Here is an 18618-nt window from a genome sequence, read left to right as displayed (position 1 = left end):
CGACAAGCGCTGGGACGCTGTTTCATAATAGGGGGTCGCATCATGGCTATGGCGATCGAAGACCACGCTGTCATTGGAGATCTGCGCACGGCGGCGCTGGTCGCCCTTGACGGGTCCATTGATTTCATGTGCTGGCCGCGATTTGACAGCCCAAGTGTCTTTGCACATTTGCTGGAGGAGAAAGCCGGTAGCTTCACTCTGAAGCCGGTCCTGAAAGATGGGTCTTATCGTCAGGCTTACATGCCGGATACGAATATCATCCTCACGCGGGTCTTATCCTCCAGCGGCGTCAGTGAGATTTCGGACTTCATGGTGCCGGCCCCGATTTCACAGACGCAACGTCTGATACGGCGCGTAAAAGCGATACGCGGTGGGATCAGGTTCGACATGCGTTGCGCCCCGCGCTTCAATTACGCGCGCACCGGCCATAAAGTGCACCAATTATCGTCGCATGTGGTGATTTTCGAACCGGACGATCCGCTCTTCCCACGATTGCGATTGTGCTCGACTGTTAAATTGATTGTTAAAGGCAATGACGTCGTGGCCGAGTTCGGCCTTGAATTCGATAAGGTCGCGTTTTTCTCATTGGATGGGGAAACGCATAAAGAGAATTTCTGTGAAGATGATGCCATGCTCGTCTCACTCTTCAAAGAAACGGATAGTTACTGGCGTGATTGGGTGGCACGCTCAGACTACCATGGTCGATGGCATGATCAGATCATCCGTTCCACGCTGGCGCTCAAGCTTCTGACTTCGCACGAATTGGGGTCAATGGTTGCGGCGGCGACGTTCGGGCTTCCGGAAGATGTCGGCGGTGAACGGAATTGGGATTACCGTTATTGCTGGATCCGCGACTCGTCCTTTATGGTCTATGCCTTTATGCAGACAGGCCATAAGGAGGAGGCGACGGCTTTCATCCGATGGGTACATGCGCGGCGGGTCGCGGCGCATCCTGATCAGGCACGGCTTAAAGTTCTTTACGCGATTGACGGCCAGCCCATGTCGTCCGAGACGGAGCTGGAACATTTCAGGGGTTATCGCAATTCCCGACCGGTCCGTATCGGTAATGCGGCGGAAGGTCAGCTTCAGCTCGACATTATCGGCGAGATCATGGACGCGATTTTCCATGCCGACGAAAATTGTGAAAGGTTGAGCTGGGAAGCATGGCGCGCCCTGAGGGAAGGGATCGACTGGCTTTGCTTCAACTGGAACCAGGAAGATGAGAGCATCTGGGAAGTCCGGGGTGGGCGACGGCATTTTCTGACATCGCGCGTCATGTGCTGGGTGGCGTTTGACCGGGCGATCCGTCTCGCGCAAAAACGCGGCCTGCCGTGCGCAATCAATGTCTGGGTCCGGGAACGCAGCGCCATCTATAATGATATTCAAGCCGGGTTCTGGAACGAGGAATTAGGTTATTACGTACAATATAAAGGCGGGAAGACAATTGATGCCTCATGTCTGATGATGCCGCTCATGGGGTTCATTTCCGATCATGACCCTCGCTGGTTGTCGACTCTAAAGGCGGTTGGCGCGCAATTGCTTGATGACAGTCACGTTTATCGTTACCGCACGCAGGAGGATCATAACGGCAAGGATGATCATGCAGGGGATGGACTGTCAGGAAGTGAAGGCACGTTTACAATGTGCTCCTTCTGGTATATCGAGTGCGTCGCGCGGACGGGTGATTTGTTAAAAGCCCGTATCTTATTTGAAAAGATTTTATCTTACGCCAATCATGTCGGGTTATTTTCTGAAGAAATTGGCCCATCCGGTGAGCATCTAGGTAATTTTCCGCAGGCCTTCACGCATATTGCCCTTATTCGGTGTGGCCAATACCTTGATAAAGCTTTCTCCAAATCGGGGGATCGAAATAGTGAATGATAGTCATTATCACGTCTAAATGGGACAAACTCTATCCCTATTATTCACGGATTCGAAATTTTGCATTCTATTGTTTGCGGCACGCGTTATGTGGTGCTAGGCATAGCGCAGTTCACCTCTTGACCAAAGGGTCTATTGGGGACGGTCCGCTATTGCCCTTCCGGGTGCGGCCTTTGGTCCCGTCGAAATAGGTAGTCGTACCAGTGACTCAAATTTTTGTTGATCACGCTCTTCTCATTTATATCGCGTTCACCGTGGTGTTTCTGTGCATTGTCGTGGCTTTGTCCGCTGCTATCGGCCCGCGGCGCGTTGGCGCGGCGCGGGGGCGCTCCATGAGTCTCCCTTACGAGTCCGGCATTATGGAAACGGGTTCAGCGCGGCTGCGCCTGCCAGCACAATATTACCTTCTGGCGGTGTTTTTCGTTATTTTCGATGTTGAGGGCGTTTTCATCTATGTCTGGGCGACGGTGACACGGCAGATGGGGTGGCCCGCTTTTATCACGATCGTGAGTTTTATCGTTTTTCTGACTTTGGCACTCGTTTACCTCTGGCGCAGCGGCGCGCTGGAATGGGGGCCCAAACTGCGCCGCGCGAAGGTGCGACTGCCGCAGAACACGCCTGCCGAGCTCGTCAAGATACCCAAGCGCGAGGTTTAAAATATTATGTCCTGGACCTTAACCTCAGCCGTCGGCCAGCCGCGGCTGCAAAAGCCGGAGGAGCTCCTTGCCCAGGAGGACGTGCGCCGTAACGTCGTCGTCGGTAAATTACAGGACTTCATATCCTGGGGGCAAAAAAACTCCGTCTGGCCTTTCAATTTCGGTCTTTCCTGCTGCTATGTCGAGACGGCCACAGCATTAACAAGTCGTTACGATATTGCTCGGTTCGGGTCAGAAGTTCTGCGCGCCACCCCGCGAGAAGCGGATCTCATGATCATCGCCGGCACTGTTTTCCGCAAAATGGCGCCGATCGTGAAATATCTTTACGACCAGATGCTTGAGCCCCGCTGGGTCATCTCCATGGGCTCCTGCGCAAATTCGGGCGGTATGTACGATATATATAGTGTCGTTCAGGGTGTTGACACCATTATGCCGGTCGATGTTTATGTCCCCGGCTGTCCGCCCCGCCCGGATGCCTTGATTGAGGGGCTCATGCTGTTACAGGACTCAATCGGCAAGCAGCGGCGGCCACTTAGCTGGATGATCGGTGATCAGGGCGTCACAAAGGTGACACCGCAGAGCATGCGCGACCTCAAACGGGATGAGCGTCGCAAAGCGACCATCCTGCGCACGCCAGATACCGTATAAAGGCCGGGGTTGTTATGACTGAAGTGACTGAACGCTTGCAGGAAAGCCCACTCGGAGCTTTCGTCGCCGCCAGGTCGCAGGATGTCGTCCTGCTTGAGGAGGCGACGCGTGACGGTGTTCCCACCTTCTGGGTGCGACGCGGGCAGATCCACGCCCTCCTGAAGTCCCTTAAGGCCGATGGTGCCTTGCGGATGCTTTTTGACCTCACAGCCCTCGATGAGCGTGAGCACAAACACCGCCAGGGATTGCCGGACGCGGATTTCACCGTGGTGTATCACATCAAATCCTTTTCCGGCCCGCTGGATGAGGTGCGCCTGAAGGTGCCTTTGGACGACAATGCCCTGAACCTCCCGACCATCACGGATATCTGGCCCAACGCCAACTGGCTGGAGCGGGAAGTCTGGGATCTCTTCGGGATCGTGTTTGAAGGGCACCCGCACCTCACGCGTATCATGACGCCGCCAAGCTGGGTGGGGCATCCCCTGCGCAAAGACCATTACGCCCGCGCGACGGAGCGGCCACCCTACACTTTGTCAGAAGACGAAGTGTTTGACGAGCAGGAAGCCCTGCGTTTTGACCCCAAAGCCTGGGGGATGAAGCGGCACTCCGATAATAGCGACTTCATGTTCCTCAATCTCGGGCCGAATCACCCCAGTGTGCACGGTGTCTTCCGCATCGTTTTACAGCTTGAGGGTGAGGAGATCGTGGATGCCGTGCCGGATATCGGTTTCCACCATCGTGGCGCTGAGAAAATGGCTGAGCGTCAGACCTGGCACTCTTTCATCCCCTATACTGACCGTATCGATTACGTCGGTGGGGTGATGAACAACTTCCCCTATGTTCTCGGTGTTGAGAAACTTGCGGGGATCACCGTCCCACCGCGCGCGCAAATGATGCGCGTCATGCTGGCTGAGTTTTTCCGTATCTCAAGCCACCTCGTTTTCTACGGTACGATGGTGCAGGATCTGGGGCAGCTTTCCCCCGTCTTCTATATGTTCAATGATCGTGAGCGCGTATTCAGCATCATTGAAAAGATCTGCGGCTTCCGGATGCATCCGGCTTTCTTCCGCATTGGCGGCGTGGCGATGGATCTCCCGATCGGCTGGGAAAAGGAAGTGCGGGAATTCCTCGATTTCATGCCGAAGCGTCTTGATGAATATGACAAGATGGTCATGAAAAACCCGATCTTCCGCGGGCGCACCAAGGGTGTCGGCGTATATAACACCGCTGAAGCCGTGGATTGGGGCGTAACGGGGCCGGGGCTGCGCGCGACGGGCCTGGCGTGGGATTACCGGAAGGTTGCACCCTATTCCGGCTATGATCAGATCGATTTTGAAATTCCGACCGGCACAAACGGTGACTGCTATGATCGCGCCGCCGTCCATATGGAGGAAATCCGGCAGAGTCTCCGCATCATCCGCTTCTGCCTCGATAACATGCCGGAAGGGCCGTATAAGGCCGAGCATCCTCTGGCCATGCCCCCGCCAAAACCGCGCACGATGCATGATATTGAAACATTGATCCATCACTTCGTGGGCGTCAGTTGGGGGCCTGTCATGCCAGCGGGTGAGGTGCGGAGCTGTATTGAGGCGACGAAGGGCCTCAATCAATATTATCTGACGAGTGACGGCGGCACGTCCTCCTACCGAACGCGTATCCGCACGCCCTCTTTTATTCATCTGCAACAAATTCCCCTCCTGGCGAAAGGCGCGATGATCGCGGACCTGATCGCCATTCTGGGAAGCATTGATTTTGTGATGGCCGATGTCGACCGCTGATAACACGGCACAAAACGCCGAACTTCCTTCTGACCTGGTGCAGACCTTCCGCGACATGGCTGCGCATGAGCATCACGCGCGCGGCGCTTCGATTGAGGCACTGAGACTGGTGCAGGAGCGCTTCGGCTGGATCAGCGATGCGCATCTCGCCCAGACGGCGCAGGTTCTCGGTATGACCACTGCCGATCTGGACGGGATCGCGACATACTTCAATCTGTTATTCCGCAAGCCGGTCGGCAAAAACGTCATCATGCTTTGTGACAGTGTCTCTTGCTGGCTTATGGGGCAGGAGCAGACGCGGGACCGCCTCTGTAAAAAACTACAGATCAAAATGGGCGAAACCACGCCTGACGGTGAATTCACCCTTCTGCCGATTGTCTGCCTCGGGCATTGCGACCACGCGCCTGCAATGCTGATCGGCAAGGAGCTTTACGGCCCTGTCCGCCCCGAGGATATCGATGCCATCATCGATGATATCAGGAGCAAAAATCATGACCACGCCTAACCCGGAAAAGCAGCCGCTCACGGCGCTGGTCAACCGTGAAGCACCTCTTGACCCCGCGCAATATGAGGCGCGCGGCGGTTGGCGGGGCATTCGCCGTGCCCTGTCCATGTCTCCCGATGACGTCATTGAGGAAGTCAAAAATTCAAAATTGCGCGGGCGCGGGGGTGCTGGCTTTAATACGGGCCTCAAATGGAGCTTCGTCCCGAAAGAACCTGCGAAAGACCGTCTCAAATATGTCGTGGCCAATGGCGATGAGATGGAGCCGGGGACTTTCAAGGACCGCATCCTTGTCGAGGGCAACCCGCTTCAGTTGATCGAAGGCATGATGATTACCGGGCACGCCATTCAGGCGGATCACGGCATCATCTTTCTGCGCGGGAATATCATCTGGGGCTTGAGCGGCTGCAGAAAGCGGTCATTCAGGCGCGGGAGGCCGGGTGGCTCGGGAAGAATATTCAGGGCTCCGGATTTGATTTTGATATTCACGTCCATCCCAGTGGCGGGCGTTATATTTGCGGTGAGGAGACGGCGCTGATCACCGCGCTGGAAGGTCGCCGCGCCAATCCCCGCAGTAAGCCGCCTTTCCCGCAGGTGGGCGGTTTGTGGGGTGCGCCGACCGTCGTCAATAATATTGAGACATTCAGCAATGTCCCCCCAATCCTCGCGAACGGCAAGGAATGGTATCTCGGCCTGAGTAACTGTGAAGATGGCGGCACCAAACTTTATGGTGTCAGTGGGCGGGCGAAAAATCCCGGCGTGTTTGAGCTTCCGCTTGGCACGTCCCTCGGGGTGATCCTGAATGATTATGCCGGTGGGATGCAGGATGGCTATAAGCTGCGGGCCTTCCTACCCGGTGGCGCGTCCACGGCGTTTCTCGGGGCGGAGCATGAAAATATCCTGATGGATTATCCATCTCCGGAGAAAGCGGGCAGCCGTCTCGGCACGGGTCTCGCGATCCTTCTGGATGATCGGACCTGCCCGATCGGCATGTTGAAAAATCTTGAGCATTTCTTTGCACAGGAATCCTGCGGCTGGTGCACACCCTGTCGTGACGGTCTTCCCTGGGTGGAACGCCTCCTGACCGTTATTGAAGATGGCCAAGGCACGCAGGAGGATATTGACCGCCTCCATGACGCAGCGCGCATGATCGGGCCGATGGGCCGCACTTTCTGTGCGCATGCCCCGGGCGCGATCGCGCCCCTTTCAAGCGGTCTGACGCTCTTCGCAGAGGATTTTCAAAGACATATCCGCCAGCAACGCTGCACCTTCTCGCAAGGTCGTTCAGCCGAGCAGGCGGCTTAGGAGTACCGGCCCGATGGCTAAAATTACGATCGATGGCCGCGAAGTTGAAACGCGGGAAGATCAGAACCTTTTACAGGCATGTCTGGAGTCAGGCGCGGATCTGCCTTATTTCTGCTGGCATCCGGAGCTGGGTTCCGTCGGCGCCTGCCGACAATGCGCCGTCAAGCAATTTGCGAACGCTGAAGATACGCGCGGACGCATCGTCATGGCGTGCATGACGCCTGTGACGGAAGGCGCCATTATTTCGGTCGCAGACCCGGAAGCGAAGGAATTTCGCGGTGAGGTCGTTGAATGGCTGATGACCAATCACCCGCATGATTGCCCGGTTTGTGAGGAAGGTGGCGAATGCCATCTTCAGGACATGACGGTCATGACCGGGCATCGCGAGCGCCGCTACCGCTTTGATAAGCGCACCCACAATAATCAGGATCTCGGCCCCTTCGTCAAACATGAGATGAATCGCTGCATTGCCTGTTATCGCTGCGTGCGGTTTTACAAGGATTACGCGGGCGGTGGGGATCTCGGCGTTTTCGCATCGCATAATAACGTCTATTTCGGACGGCATGAAAGTGGCACGCTGGAGAGCCCTTTCAGTGGTAATCTGATCGAGGTCTGCCCGACCGGCGTCTTTACAGACAAGCCGTTCTCCAAGGTCTACAGCCGTAAGTGGGATATGCGGGGTGCGCCTTCTGTCTGCACCAATTGTGCCTCCGGCTGTAACACCATCATTAGTGAGCGCGCGGGCATCGTGCGTCGTACGGTCAATCGTTATAATAATGACGTGAATCGGTATTTCCTCTGTGATCGCGGTCGGTTCGGTCATGGCTGGGTCAATGCCGAGACGCGTCTGCGTGCGGCCGGCTATGTCGTCAATGGTGAGATGGCCGCGGCGCCCGTCCAAACCGTGCTGGAAGAGTTCGGGCGCATCGCATCCGGCGCAAAGCTTCTTGGTATCGGGTCGCCCCGCGCGTCGCTTGAGTCCAATTTCGCGTTGCGGACACTTGTCGGGCGGAGAATTTCTCGTCCGGCATGGCGGAACCGCATCATCATCTCGTCAATCTCGCGGTCGAGCTGATGCAGGAAACGCCGGCAAAAGTTGCGACGATGGCGGAGATGGAAAAATCTGACGGTGCTGTCATCCTTGGTGAGGACATCACGGCGACGGCGCCACGTATGAGTCTCGCCCTTCGGCAGATCAAACGTTCCGCATGTAATAAAGCGGCGGATCAGGCCCGCGTGCCGCAATGGCTTGATGCCTCTGTGCGCACTCTGGGTCAGGACACAGTCTCACCACTGATGGTCCTCTCCCCCGCCCAGACGGATCTCGATGCTTTCGCGGCCGCGACCTATCGTGCGCTTCCGGAGATGATCGCGCGGATCGGTTTCGCTGTGGCGCATCAGATTGATGGCGGCGCGCCCGATGTCGTCGGATTGTCGGAAGATGAAGCGGCGCGGGCCAGCGCCATTGCTGAACTTCTGATGGGCGCAGAGCGGCCTTTGATCGTCTCAGGGCTGCAATATGCTTCGGAAGCGCTGCTTCATGCGACTGCCAACATCGCGCGCGCTTTGACAGCGCGGGGTAAGTCACCCGCCATTGCCTTCGCCATGCCGGAAGCGAATAGTGTCGGTATGGCCCTGATGGGTGGCCTGTCGCTTGACGAAATTTGCGCCCAGGCAAAGGGTGCGACGTTGATCGTCCTCGAAAATGACCTCTCCCGTCGCCTTGATGATGCGCGCTTCAACGCGCTGATTGATGCAGCGGAAAAACTGGTTGTGATCGAGCATTCGGTGACGCCGACTGCCATCCGCTCCGACATCACCGTGCCTTCCGCCAGTTATGCAGAGTGCGAGGGGACGCTTGTCAGCGCTGAAGGGCGGGCGCAGCGTTTTCTGCAGGTGGTTTATCCCGACGCCCCCATCCAGGTGGCATGGCGGTGGATCGCTGATTTTGCGGAAGCGGCGCAGATCAGTGACTTCCCCAAATGGAAAACGCTGGATGATGTCGCCAGTGCGCTCAGCCGGGACATTCCCGCCCTGAGCCGTGCTTCCGAAGCCGCGCCCCATGCGGATTACCGCTTTGAAGGGCGTCAGCTCCGCAGCCAGACGGATCGCGTCAGCGGGCGCACCGCCATCCGCGCGCATATCAGTGTCAAGGATGTCGCGCCGCCCCATTCATCGGATACGCCTCTGGGCGCCACGATGGAGGGTTCCTACGGCCCCGATATGCCGGGGAGCCTCGTGCCCTATTACCGCGTGCCGGGCTGGAATTCCGAGCAGTCTCTCAACCGTTTCCAGCAGGAAATCGGTGGAGAGATGCGCGGAGGGCCGAGTGGTGTTCGCTTGATAGAGCCTCGTGCGGCTCAAGCGGGTGCCTATCGCGGCACGGCCCCTGATGCCCCGACGGCCCGCCCGGGCCAGATGTTGGTTCTGCCGGAATATCGTGTCTTCGGGACGGATGAGCTTGCACCTTTATCGCCGGCCATCAAGCAGCGAGCTGATGAGGCGTTCCTGCGCATTTCAGGCCAGGTGCCAGCGGGTGCAACAGCGGTCCTGAAGCTTGACGGGCAGGAAGTCACGCTACCTGTCCGGGGCGATACGTCCCTGCCGGAAGGGGTCGTGACCTGCCCACCGCATATGGCCGTGCGCGCTTGGAGCACACCATCATGGACCGAAATTGAACTCAGATTGCCAGCGCAACTGGATGCAGCGGGGAACGGCTGATGACTTTCCCGATTTATGTCATGATTGTCGTCACCGTCTTCGCCGTCCTTGGCGTCGCGGCTGTCTCAACAATGGTGGAGCGTCGCCTCCTCGGGTTTCTACAGGATCGCCCGGGCCCCAACCGGTGCGGGCCTTTTGGGTCTCTCCAGCTTCTGGCAGACGCCATTAAAATGCTCTTCAAGCAGGACTGGGTGCCGCCTTTCGCGGATAAGCCGGTGTTCCTGCTGGCCCCGATTATCGGGTTTCTCTGCGTTCTCCTCTCTTTCGGCGTTGTGCCGATCACGCCGAGCTGGAGCATCGCTTCGGATCTCAATGTCGGCGTTCTGTTCGTCTTCGCGATGGCAGGGCTGGGTGTTTACTCCGTCGTGCTCGCCGGTTGGTCATCTAATAATAAATATGCCCTGTTGGGGGGGATGCGCGCGGCGGCCCAGATGATCAGTTATGAAGTGTTCATGGGCCTGTCCGTCATGGGCGTGGTAATGCTTACCGGCTCTTTCAGCCTGCGCGCCATCGTCGATGCGCAGACCCATATGTGGTTCATCATCCCGCAATTTCTGGGCGCGGTGATTTTCTTCATCGCCGGTATCGCTGAAACACATCGTCTGCCTTTCGACCTGCCGGAGGGTGAAAATGAAATCACCGCAGGTTTCCATACTGAATATTCCGGTATGAAGTTCGGCATGTTCTACCTGGCGGAATATGCCGGTATGGCCATGACGTCGGCGCTTGTCACCACACTTTATCTGGGTGGCTGGCATGGTCCGTTTCTGCCGCCTTTTATCTGGTTTGCGCTGAAGGTTTTCCTGCTGATCTGCTTCTTCATCCTGCTCCGCGCCGCGCTGCCGCGCCCGCGTTATGACCAGCTGATGGCTTTCGGCTGGAAGGTGCTTCTGCCGCTATCGCTGTTGAATATTGTCGTGACCGGCGCAGTTATTTTGCTGCGCGCAGGCGGCTGAGGGCTGCATCATGTTTGGAATTATCCGCACAATCTGGCTCACCTTCCTGCACTTGTTTCAGCGTAATGAGACGGTGCCCTATCCGGAGGTCAAGCCCTATCTGTCGCCGCGCTATCGTGGTCGCATCGTTCTCACGCGTGACCCGAGCGGGGAGGAGCGCTGCGTTGCCTGCAATCTTTGCGCTGCCGCCTGCCCGGTTGACTGCATCTCCCTTCAGAAGGGTGAGCGGGATGGACGCTGGTACCCTGAATTCTTCCAGATCAACTTCTCTCGCTGCATTTTCTGCGGCTTTTGTGAGGAGGCGTGCCCGACTTACGCCATCCAGCTCACGCCGGATTTTGAGATGAGTGAGTATGTGCGCCAGAATCTCGTTTATGAGAAAGAAGACCTGCTCATCAGTGGGCCGGGGAAGGTACATGATTATAGCTTCTATAACGTGTCCGGGCTTAAGATCCCCGGCAAAGACAAGGGCGAGGCAGAGCATGAAGCCAAACCGATCGACCTTCATACATTGATGCCCTGATTATGAATTATCTTCTCGAAATATATGGGTTGGTTGCCATCTGCGCTGCGGCGATGGCGGTCACCCGGACGATCGCGGTGCATGGCCTGCTTTACATGGTGGTGTCGCTGATCGCGCTCGCCTGTGTATTTGACCAGCTTGGCGCCCCGCTTGCAGCGATGCTTGAAATCGTGGTCTATGCAGGTGCCGTGATGGTTCTCTTCATCTTCGTGGTGATGATGGTTAATCTCGGCCAGTCCGATCAACAGCGTGAGAAAGCGTGGTTGGCCCCGCATGTCTGGGCGGGCCCTGGTGGGTTGGCGGCGCTTCTGATGATCGTGCTTGTGACGAGCTTCCATCGGATGAGTGCGGCGGATACGTCCGTGATCAGTGACAGCCACGCTGTCGGGCCTGACCTGGTCGCTTACAGTCTTTATCGGCCCTACCTTCTGACGGTTGAGCTTGCCTCATTTCTGTTACTTGCAGGGCTGGTCAGCGCCTATCACATCGGCCGCCGCATCGGGAAGGATAGCTGATCATGACCGCCAGTGATCCCAATCTGGGCCTCATCATCGCCGCATTCCTTTTCAGTATCGGTCTCTTCGGCGTCATGGTGCGTCGCAACCTGCTTTTCATGCTGCTCTCAACGGAAGTCATGCTGAATGCGGTCGCGCTCGCCTTTATTTCAGCGGGGAATAAGTGGCATCAGGCGGATGGCCAGATCATGTTCATCATGATCATCGCTTATGCTGCCGCCGAAGCTTCGGTGGGGTTGGCAATTGTTTTAAGGCTGCACGCGGCAGGGCACGCAACGCTCGACGCCGACTCGTGCAACCGTCTGAAAGGTTGAGGCAATGGCATCGTTGCTCCCTGTCATCATTCTGTGCCCGCTGATTGTTTCGGTCATTCTGATCCTGACGGGCGGTCGGTTGTCGGCGCGGCCGACAACGTTGCTTGTCGGGGCCGGGATGGGTTTGTGCGCCCTTCTGTCCATTTATGTTTCCTGTGACTTCCTGACCGGCCCGGCGTCTAATGGCGCGATTCATACGACCCTCTGGAACTGGATCAGTGTCGATAATTTCTCGGCGCAGGTCGGGCTGACGCTGGACAGGCTTTCCGTCGTCATGCTGCTTGTCGTGTCCTGTGTGGGCTTCCTCATCCTGATCTATGCCTGCGCCTACATGCATGACGACAAGGATATCGGGCGTTTCTTCGCCTATATGACGCTGTTCGTCGCCTCCATGTTGCTGCTGGTTCTTGCTTCCGACCTCACAGTGCTGTTTGTTGGATGGGAAGGCGTCGGGCTGTGCTCCTACCTCCTGATCGGCTTCTGGTATCATGAGCGGCCAAATGCCCTCGCGGCGCGCAAGGCTTTCGTGGTGACGCGTATCGGCGATGCGTTGTTTCTTCTCGGGCTCTTCGTTTTTGCGACGGCGGCGGGCACGCTGGATATTCCCTCTCTCATCCATGCTGCACCTGGACTGCCGCATCAGCTTCTGACGCTGGGCATGTTCTTTCTGCTCGGCGGTGCCATGGCAAAATCCGCTCAGGTGCCGTTACAGACGTGGCTCCCTGATGCGATGGCGGGGCCGACGCCCGTTTCCGCCCTGATCCACGCGGCGACAATGGTGACGGCAGGGGTGTACCTTTTGGCGCGCCTCCACGCTGTCCTGCTGCTGACGCCCGCCGTCATGCATGTCTGCGCCGTTGTCGGCTTTGTCACGATCTTACTGGCGGCGGGCAGTGCGCTTGTCCAAACTGATATCAAGCGCATCCTTGCTTATTCGACGATGAGCCAGCTTGGCTATATGTATCTCGCGATTGGCTGCGGTGCGTGGCATGGTGCGATTTTTCATCTCGTGACCCATGCATTTTTCAAAGCGTTACTGTTCATGACGGCGGGCACAATCATCCTGCGCCTCCATCATGAGCAGGATATTTTCCGCATGGGGGGGCTGCGCCAGCGTATGCCGGGTGTGTTCGCCGCTTTCCTGATCGGTTCCGCCGCGCTGGCTGGTTTACCTCTGGTGACGGCAGGTTACTTCTCGAAAGAAATGATCCTGCAGGACGCATTTAATGTGGCGCCGCTTTATTGGGCGGGTGCGCTCCTGGGTGCGTTCCTGACGTCGGTTTATATTTTCCGCTGTGTCTTCATCGTCTTCTGGGGCGGCACACGTACGCATGATCACGGGCGCACGGGCCTGGCCATGGCGCTGCCCATGTCGGTGCTTGCCATCCTCTCCATCGCGGGCGGATGGATGCAGATCCCGGACGCGATTTACCCCGTTCATCTGTTTACGAACCTGCTGCGCCCTGTACTCGGCCCCATCGCGGAGGAGCATGGCAGCGCGCTGCTCATTATCGGGTCAATTGTGCCCTTGATCGGCGTGACGATGGCGTGGTTTCTCTGGCGTCCCGGAAACCAGGCGCCGCAGCCGGCTGGCGGCGTTCTGATCGAAACGCTGCGCGCGGATTGGGGCTTTGACGCGGCTTATAATGCGGCCGTTTCTCGTCCCTATGAAATCGTGGCGCGCATCAATCAAAGTGACTTTATTGACCGCTTTTACGGTTTGGTGGGGCTGATGGTTTACAGCCTCGGTTGGTTGTTCGCAAAATTTCAAAACGGTCAGGTCCGTCGTTACGCGTGCTGGGTAGCTGCGGCGACGGTTGTGGCCCTGTATCTGGCGGTATAACGATGCTGGCACTTCCTGCTCTCGTTCTCATTCCCTTCATCGGCGGGCTCCTGGCCTGGCTGGCCGGCCTCAATGGGGGGATGCGCCTGCCGCGATTCATCAGCGTTCTGACGGTTCTGCTGATGGGTGTGCTTTTGATCCCGTTCACTTTTCATGGCCAGCAAGGCTGGATGGCGCAGTTCCTCATCCCCTGGATACCGGCTGTCGGTATCAATTGTCATCTCTCCTTGGATGGGTTGAGCCTCATTATGTTGTGGCTCAATGTCCTAATTGCGCTGCCCTGCATTTTATTGCCCTGTGCGCAGGTCAAGGACCGCGGCGGGCTGTTTCAGTGCCTATTATTGATGACAGTCGCCGGTATGAGTGGCGTCTTCCTCGCGACTGATCTCATGCTGTTTTTCTTCTTCTGGGAGATGATGCTTCTGCCGATGTTCGCGCTGATCATCATCTGGGGCGATGAGAACAGGGGACGCGCCGCGCTCAAATTCTTCATGTTCACGCAGGGTAGCGGCCTGTTGATGATGCTGTCCATGATCGGGCTGGTGCTGCTGCATCAACATGAGGCCGGGGTCGTGACATTTGATTACGCGGATCTCGCGGGCACCGCGGCCTCGTCCCGATGGTCCTACGTGCTGATGCTGGGCTTTTTCATCGCTTTTGCTGTCAAACTGCCAATGGTGCCTTTCCATGCCTGGCTGCCCGATACTTATGCCTCGGCGCCCATCCCGGCGACATTGCTTTTGTCAGGTGTGATGGCCAAAACGGGCGGTTACGGCCTGATCCGCTTTGTTTGGGAGCTTTTTCCTTCAGCGGCACCATTGATCGCGCCAGTCGCCATGACACTTGGTGTGGTCGGTCTCATCTATTGTGCCTGGATTGCTTTCGCGCAGAATGATCTGAAGCGGCTGATCGCTTATTCCTCTGTCAGTCACCTCGGCTTCATCCTGCTCGGCATCTTCTCCGGGACAAAAATCGGGCTGGAGGGTGCGGTCATCCAGATGGTGGCGCATGGCCTCAGCACAGGCGCGCTTTTCATCATGGCGGGACTATTGGAGGACCGCCTCCAAACGCGCGACATGGGCAGAATGGGCGGCTTATGGCCTGCCATGCCGCAATTTTCCGGTCTGGCCATGTTATTCGCAGCGGCCTCGCTCGGCTTACCGGGTCTGGGCAATTTCATCGGGGAATTTCTGACGCTGCTCGGCACCTGGTCGGTCAGTCACACGATGGCGATTATTTCCGCATCAGCGCTCGTCCTCTCTTCAGTCTATTCTCTGACAATGATGCTCCGCATTTTTTACGGGCCGAAAAGCTCAGATCAGGCGCGTCCGCTCGGGCCGGTGTCCTACCGGCATGTTTCCCTCCTTGGCGGCGCGGCTGTGCTGTTGATTGCGCTTGGCGTCTATCCTCAGCCCGTGCTTGACCGTTCCAATCCGGCGCTCCCGGAAATGGCCCGTATCGCACAGGAGCAGCAGGTTCCATGATGGCGTCCTCCATGTTGACTCAAACGACTTTTCCTAATGGCGTGCTCGTCCTCGGTGCGGGCAGCCTGATCCTGATGGCGCTTGTCGCCATACGGCGTCACGTCATGCGCGATGCTGTCATTTCAGCCCTGATTCTGATCGCAGCGGCCTTCAGCCTCGCCATGCCGCAGATCCTGCCGCATCTTGAGGGGTTGACGCTGTTCCGGCTGGATTCATGGAGCACCTTTACCAGCCTGCTGATCATATTCTGCGCGATATCCGTCATCCTCATGGCGCCGGTCAAAGCGAGCGGGGGTGATGCGCAGACGGGGAGCGAATTTTACATTCTGCTTCTTATTTCCACCCTCGGTGGCGTCGCCATGACGAGCGCGGTGTCGATCGTCACGTTCTTTATCGGGCTGGAGACGTTAAGCCTGTCTCTCATCGGACTGATCGCCTTTAATAATCGCAGCCTCCTCGCCGGTGAGGCGGGGATGAAATATCTGATCCTCTCCGGCGTCGCCTCAGGGATGATGCTTTTCGGCTTCGCGCTGATCTACGCGGAAACAGGTTCACTCACCTTCCGCTTTCCCAATCTGGACAATATCCCGTCACCGGGCATCGCTTATGCGGGGCTCACGCTTCTGCTGACGGGGCTGTTCTTCAAACTCTCCGCGGTGCCATTCCACCTCTGGCTCGCTGACGTGCTGGAAGGCGCGTCCATCCCGGTTGCGGTCATTATTGCGGTCACCTCGAAAGTCGCGGTGTTTGCAGCGATGATGCGTTATTTCTCGACGATCAATCTTTTCGCGCCCGGTATTCTATATGACGAAATCGCGATTGTCGCGATCCTCAGCATGGTGGGTGGCAATCTGCTCGCCATCGTGCAGAAAGACCTTCGTCGCCTGATGGCCGGGTCTTCCATCGCCCATATTGGCTACCTTCTGGTCGCATTCCTCTCGCCAATGCCTTATGGGTTCCCGAGTGCGGCATTTTACCTGGCGGCCTACACGGTTTCGACTTTGGCCGTTTTCGCCGTGATGGCGGGTGTCATGCCGCAATCCCGCGATATTCGCCAATGGCATGGGCTCGCGCGCAAACGGCCTTTCGCGACGCTGGTCATGTCCATTGCGCTCGTGTCGCTCGCGGGTATTCCGCCTGTCGTCGGGTTTTTTGCGAAATTCTATGTTGCGGCGGCAGGGCTCGCAGCCCATCGCCACTGGCTGCTTGCGGCGCTGGTCATCAGCAGCGTGATCGGACTCTTTTACTATCTGCGCGTGATATTTGTCATGATGACGCCGGGCCGTCATGATGAAACGCATGAACTTGCGCCGCAAAGTCCCAATGTTTCCAATGTGGCGCTGATCACAATCCTCGCTTGCTTGACCGTCATGTTGGGAGCGCTGCCGAACGGGCTGATTTTGCGAAGTCAAAGCCTTGAAATCGGTGCTCCGCCCCTTGCGGCGTCGCCGACCCTTTCTTCCTACCAGACGAAGCATCCACGTGCTTTGTCCGGGCCGGAGTAATGAAGCATCAAGCCGTGTGCGGTGCGTGGGATAAAAAAGGGCGTCGGGGTGATGAAATATGCACCGTGACGCCCATTTTATTTTGCGGATAAGTTAATGCTCATCAAAGGGTGGTGCCCCGGCCTTCATAAGCCCATGGAAGCGAAAGACGGTTTCCTCATCCGTCTGACCCCGCCGGGCAGTGTCCTCAAATCGGGGCAGCTTAACATCATCGCGGAAACCGCCGCGCGATACGGGCGTGGCATTGTGCAAGTCACAATGCGCGGCAATCTCCAGATTCGCGGCCTCCGAGCGCAGTCCGTCGCCACATGCCAGCGGATTTTGATCGACGCTGCATTATCCGATCCCGCGCCATCTCTCGAACGGATCCGTCAGTCTGTTCTGATGTCTCCGCTCCACGCAATTGACCCGGAATGCGCTCCCGAGACGGCGGAAATTGCCTCGCGACTCATGGCGGCGTTGGCGCAGCATCCCCTGCCAGACAGCCTGCCGCCCAAATTCTGCTTTGGCGTTGATGGCGGGGGTTTTCTCCCTGTCGGTTCAATGGTGGCGGATATCACGGCCAGCTGCGCGGGGCATGCGTGGCATGTCCATTGTGGCCAGGAAACCCGCATTTTAGAGGCACCGAAGGTCGCGGCGGCCATGATGCGGTTCGCGGCTGAATATGCCATCTCCCAGCCAGGATGTCGCATTGTAACGCCTCGGACGGTTAGTGCCGCACCCCTGCACCGGCTTATCGGCAGACTTCCCGCAGGCTGGCGCGGCTACGGCGTTGCGCTTGGCCTGCTCAAAAGCGATGACATACATCAGATCGCGGAAAATCTGGATGAAATCCGACTTCTGCCAGGCCGCGGCTTCATGACGCCAAAAGCCCTTTCCATGCCCTGTCTGGTGACGGACCCTGATGATAAGATGGCACAGATTTTCGCATGTTGCGGCGTTGAGGGGTGCACGCACGCGCACATGGACACAATACGGGATGCCCGTTATTTTGCCGATGCTCTGACGGCGAAGACGCGTCTGCATGTTTCAGGTTGTCGCAAAGGCTGCGCTCATCCCGGCAAAGCCGATGTGACGCTAGTGGCGGCTGAAAACGGTTATACCGTCATCAAAAACGGTAACACTCAAGGCGCTGAGACGCATCAGATCATGACGCGGGAGGCGATCGGGACTATGCTGAAATCGCAAAGTGAAGCGGATGCGCTGCGCAAATGAATGACCCGATGACTGATTATTTGCGTGACGGTGCGTCGATTTATGCCGAATCATTCCGCATCATCCGTGCGGAAGCGGACCTCTCACGTTTCACGCAGGATGAAGCGCGAGTCGTTGTGCGGATGATCCATGGTTGCGGCATGGTGGGCATCGCGGACCACATCGTCTTCTCAACGGATTTCTTTGAGAAGGCGTCCCGGGCCTTACAGCAAGGTGCCCCCATTCTGTGTGATTCGATGATGGTGGCGCAGGGTGTCACGCGGGCGCGCCTGCCTGCGCGTAATGAAGTCATCTGCACCTTGCGCCATCCCGATGTGCCGGATCTCGCACAACGTATCGGCCATACGCGCTCGGCCGCCGCTGTTGATCTGTGGCTTCCTCAGGCGGAGGGTGCGCTGATCGTGATCGGCAACGCCCCGACGGCGTTATTCCGCGTGATGGCGCATATGCGCGCAGGCGCCATGAAACCAGCCGCCATTATCGGTATGCCCGTGGGTTTCGTTGGCGCGGCGGAGTCCAAGGAAGCGCTTACGGAGGGGGCTTATGGCCCGCACGCCATCGTGCGGGGCCGTCTCGGGGGGAGCGCGCTGGCGGCTTCCTGCGTCAATGCGCTCGCCTCGCCTCGGGAAGATTGAGCGCGCAGAACGCTCTTTAAACAGCGCAGAATCCCATCAACGTCGGAAAGTTTTGATCCCGCTCGATCTGTGATAAATGAGCGCTGCATTCACCGTCATTGCCCGTGGGGTTCAGCAAAATTGGCACAAATCTCGGG

At 57.5% G+C, this 18618-nt stretch carries 16 protein-coding genes and 1 pseudogene; all 17 read left to right on the top strand.

Going from position 1 to position 18618, the window contains the following annotated elements:
- Positions 1 to 42 precede the first annotated feature (42 nt).
- The 17 genes and pseudogenes from CGLAMM_RS04175 to CGLAMM_RS04095 all read left to right on the top strand — a co-directional run bounded on the left by CGLAMM_RS04175 (position 43) and on the right by CGLAMM_RS04095 (position 18481).
- The gene (locus CGLAMM_RS04175) at positions 43 to 1881 is read left to right on the top strand and encodes a glycoside hydrolase family 15 protein (RefSeq protein WP_394818799.1); all 1839 of its coding nucleotides are present in this window, start codon (positions 43 to 45) and stop codon (positions 1879 to 1881) included.
- 203 nt (positions 1882 to 2084) lie between these two features.
- Positions 2085 to 2537, top strand: coding sequence for an NADH-quinone oxidoreductase subunit A (locus tag CGLAMM_RS04170; protein ID WP_394818798.1), 453 nt, complete (start codon positions 2085 to 2087; stop codon positions 2535 to 2537).
- Positions 2538 to 2543: 6 nt separating this feature from the next.
- Entirely contained in the window at positions 2544 to 3185 is a 642-nt protein-coding gene (locus CGLAMM_RS04165; protein ID WP_394818797.1) for an NADH-quinone oxidoreductase subunit B, read from the top strand.
- A 14-nt stretch (positions 3186 to 3199) separates the two neighbouring features.
- Positions 3200 to 4963, top strand: coding sequence for an NADH-quinone oxidoreductase subunit C/D (gene nuoC / locus CGLAMM_RS04160; RefSeq protein ID WP_418115414.1), 1764 nt, complete (start codon positions 3200 to 3202; stop codon positions 4961 to 4963).
- Positions 4950 to 5468, top strand: coding sequence for an NADH-quinone oxidoreductase subunit NuoE (nuoE, locus tag CGLAMM_RS04155; RefSeq protein WP_394818796.1), 519 nt, complete (start codon positions 4950 to 4952; stop codon positions 5466 to 5468). Before nuoC ends, nuoE begins: the two co-directional genes overlap by 14 nt.
- Positions 5455 to 6770 (top strand): annotated as a pseudogene (nuoF, locus tag CGLAMM_RS04150) (NADH-quinone oxidoreductase subunit NuoF). Before nuoE ends, nuoF begins: the two are co-directional and overlap by 14 nt.
- Positions 6771 to 6783: 13 nt before the next feature.
- Positions 6784 to 7845, top strand: coding sequence for an NADH-quinone oxidoreductase subunit G (locus CGLAMM_RS04145; RefSeq protein WP_418115413.1), 1062 nt, complete (start codon positions 6784 to 6786; stop codon positions 7843 to 7845).
- Complete coding sequence (locus CGLAMM_RS04140) at positions 7800 to 9491, top strand: molybdopterin-dependent oxidoreductase (RefSeq protein WP_418115412.1); 1692 nt, start codon at positions 7800 to 7802, stop codon at positions 9489 to 9491. Before CGLAMM_RS04145 ends, CGLAMM_RS04140 begins: the two co-directional genes overlap by 46 nt.
- Positions 9491 to 10447, top strand: coding sequence for an NADH-quinone oxidoreductase subunit NuoH (gene nuoH, locus CGLAMM_RS04135; protein WP_394818793.1), 957 nt, complete (start codon positions 9491 to 9493; stop codon positions 10445 to 10447). The genes CGLAMM_RS04140 and nuoH overlap by 1 nt, the downstream gene beginning before the upstream one ends.
- Positions 10448 to 10457: 10 nt before the next feature.
- Entirely contained in the window at positions 10458 to 10970 is a 513-nt protein-coding gene (gene nuoI / locus CGLAMM_RS04130) for an NADH-quinone oxidoreductase subunit NuoI (RefSeq protein WP_319806807.1), read from the top strand.
- 2 nt (positions 10971 to 10972) lie between these two features.
- Positions 10973 to 11485, top strand: a complete 513-nt coding sequence (gene nuoJ / locus CGLAMM_RS04125) for an NADH-quinone oxidoreductase subunit J (RefSeq protein WP_394818792.1) — start codon at positions 10973 to 10975, stop codon at positions 11483 to 11485.
- 2 nt (positions 11486 to 11487) lie between these two features.
- Positions 11488 to 11799 carry an NADH-quinone oxidoreductase subunit NuoK gene (gene nuoK, locus CGLAMM_RS04120; RefSeq protein WP_394818791.1) on the top strand — a complete coding sequence of 104 codons (312 nt, stop codon included), beginning with the start codon at positions 11488 to 11490 and terminating at the stop codon, positions 11797 to 11799.
- Positions 11800 to 11803: 4 nt separating this feature from the next.
- Entirely contained in the window at positions 11804 to 13642 is a 1839-nt protein-coding gene (nuoL, locus tag CGLAMM_RS04115; RefSeq protein ID WP_394818790.1) for an NADH-quinone oxidoreductase subunit L, read from the top strand.
- Positions 13643 to 13644: 2 nt separating this feature from the next.
- Positions 13645 to 15126 carry a complex I subunit 4 family protein gene (locus tag CGLAMM_RS04110; protein ID WP_394818789.1) on the top strand — a complete coding sequence of 494 codons (1482 nt, stop codon included), beginning with the start codon at positions 13645 to 13647 and terminating at the stop codon, positions 15124 to 15126.
- Positions 15123 to 16631: an NADH-quinone oxidoreductase subunit N gene (locus CGLAMM_RS04105; RefSeq protein ID WP_394818788.1), complete on the top strand. Its 1509-nt coding sequence runs from the start codon at positions 15123 to 15125 to the stop codon at positions 16629 to 16631. The genes CGLAMM_RS04110 and CGLAMM_RS04105 overlap by 4 nt, the downstream gene beginning before the upstream one ends.
- 135 nt (positions 16632 to 16766) lie before the next feature.
- Positions 16767 to 17846, top strand: coding sequence for a hypothetical protein (locus CGLAMM_RS04100; RefSeq protein WP_418115411.1), 1080 nt, complete (start codon positions 16767 to 16769; stop codon positions 17844 to 17846).
- Between the two features lie 8 nt (positions 17847 to 17854).
- A complete protein-coding gene (locus CGLAMM_RS04095; RefSeq protein WP_418115410.1) occupies positions 17855 to 18481 on the top strand; it encodes a precorrin-8X methylmutase in 627 nt (208 codons plus the stop codon).
- The last annotated feature ends 137 nt before the right edge of the window (positions 18482 to 18618 follow it).

This window comes from Sorlinia euscelidii (assembly GCF_036452135.1).
In the GTDB taxonomy this organism is placed as follows: Bacteria; Pseudomonadota; Alphaproteobacteria; order Acetobacterales; family Acetobacteraceae; genus Sorlinia; species Sorlinia euscelidii.
The sequence above is the reverse complement of the archived record's forward strand: the minus strand, read 5'-3'. Positions and strand labels throughout refer to the sequence as shown.

What these genes read in the sequence shown, in the direction of transcription:
- nuoL (WP_394818790.1), top strand. Translation starts at nt 11,804, where the DNA reads ATGGCATCGTTGCTCCCTGTCATCATTCTGTGCCCGCTGATTGTTTCG.
- nuoE (WP_394818796.1), top strand. Translation starts at nt 4,950, where the DNA reads ATGTCGACCGCTGATAACACGGCACAAAACGCCGAACTTCCTTCTGAC.
- CGLAMM_RS04110 (WP_394818789.1), top strand. Translation starts at nt 13,645, where the DNA reads ATGCTGGCACTTCCTGCTCTCGTTCTCATTCCCTTCATCGGCGGGCTC.
- CGLAMM_RS04100 (WP_418115411.1), top strand. Translation starts at nt 16,767, where the DNA reads ATGGAAGCGAAAGACGGTTTCCTCATCCGTCTGACCCCGCCGGGCAGT.
- nuoH (WP_394818793.1), top strand. Translation starts at nt 9,491, where the DNA reads ATGACTTTCCCGATTTATGTCATGATTGTCGTCACCGTCTTCGCCGTC.
- CGLAMM_RS04105 (WP_394818788.1), top strand. Translation starts at nt 15,123, where the DNA reads ATGATGGCGTCCTCCATGTTGACTCAAACGACTTTTCCTAATGGCGTG.
- CGLAMM_RS04140 (WP_418115412.1), top strand. Translation starts at nt 7,800, where the DNA reads ATGGCGGAACCGCATCATCATCTCGTCAATCTCGCGGTCGAGCTGATG.
- CGLAMM_RS04095 (WP_418115410.1), top strand. Translation starts at nt 17,855, where the DNA reads ATGACTGATTATTTGCGTGACGGTGCGTCGATTTATGCCGAATCATTC.
- nuoK (WP_394818791.1), top strand. Translation starts at nt 11,488, where the DNA reads ATGACCGCCAGTGATCCCAATCTGGGCCTCATCATCGCCGCATTCCTT.
- nuoC (WP_418115414.1), top strand. Translation starts at nt 3,200, where the DNA reads ATGACTGAAGTGACTGAACGCTTGCAGGAAAGCCCACTCGGAGCTTTC.
- CGLAMM_RS04175 (WP_394818799.1), top strand. Translation starts at nt 43, where the DNA reads ATGGCTATGGCGATCGAAGACCACGCTGTCATTGGAGATCTGCGCACG.
- nuoI (WP_319806807.1), top strand. Translation starts at nt 10,458, where the DNA reads ATGTTTGGAATTATCCGCACAATCTGGCTCACCTTCCTGCACTTGTTT.
- nuoJ (WP_394818792.1), top strand. Translation starts at nt 10,973, where the DNA reads ATGAATTATCTTCTCGAAATATATGGGTTGGTTGCCATCTGCGCTGCG.
- CGLAMM_RS04165 (WP_394818797.1), top strand. Translation starts at nt 2,544, where the DNA reads ATGTCCTGGACCTTAACCTCAGCCGTCGGCCAGCCGCGGCTGCAAAAG.
- CGLAMM_RS04145 (WP_418115413.1), top strand. Translation starts at nt 6,784, where the DNA reads ATGGCTAAAATTACGATCGATGGCCGCGAAGTTGAAACGCGGGAAGAT.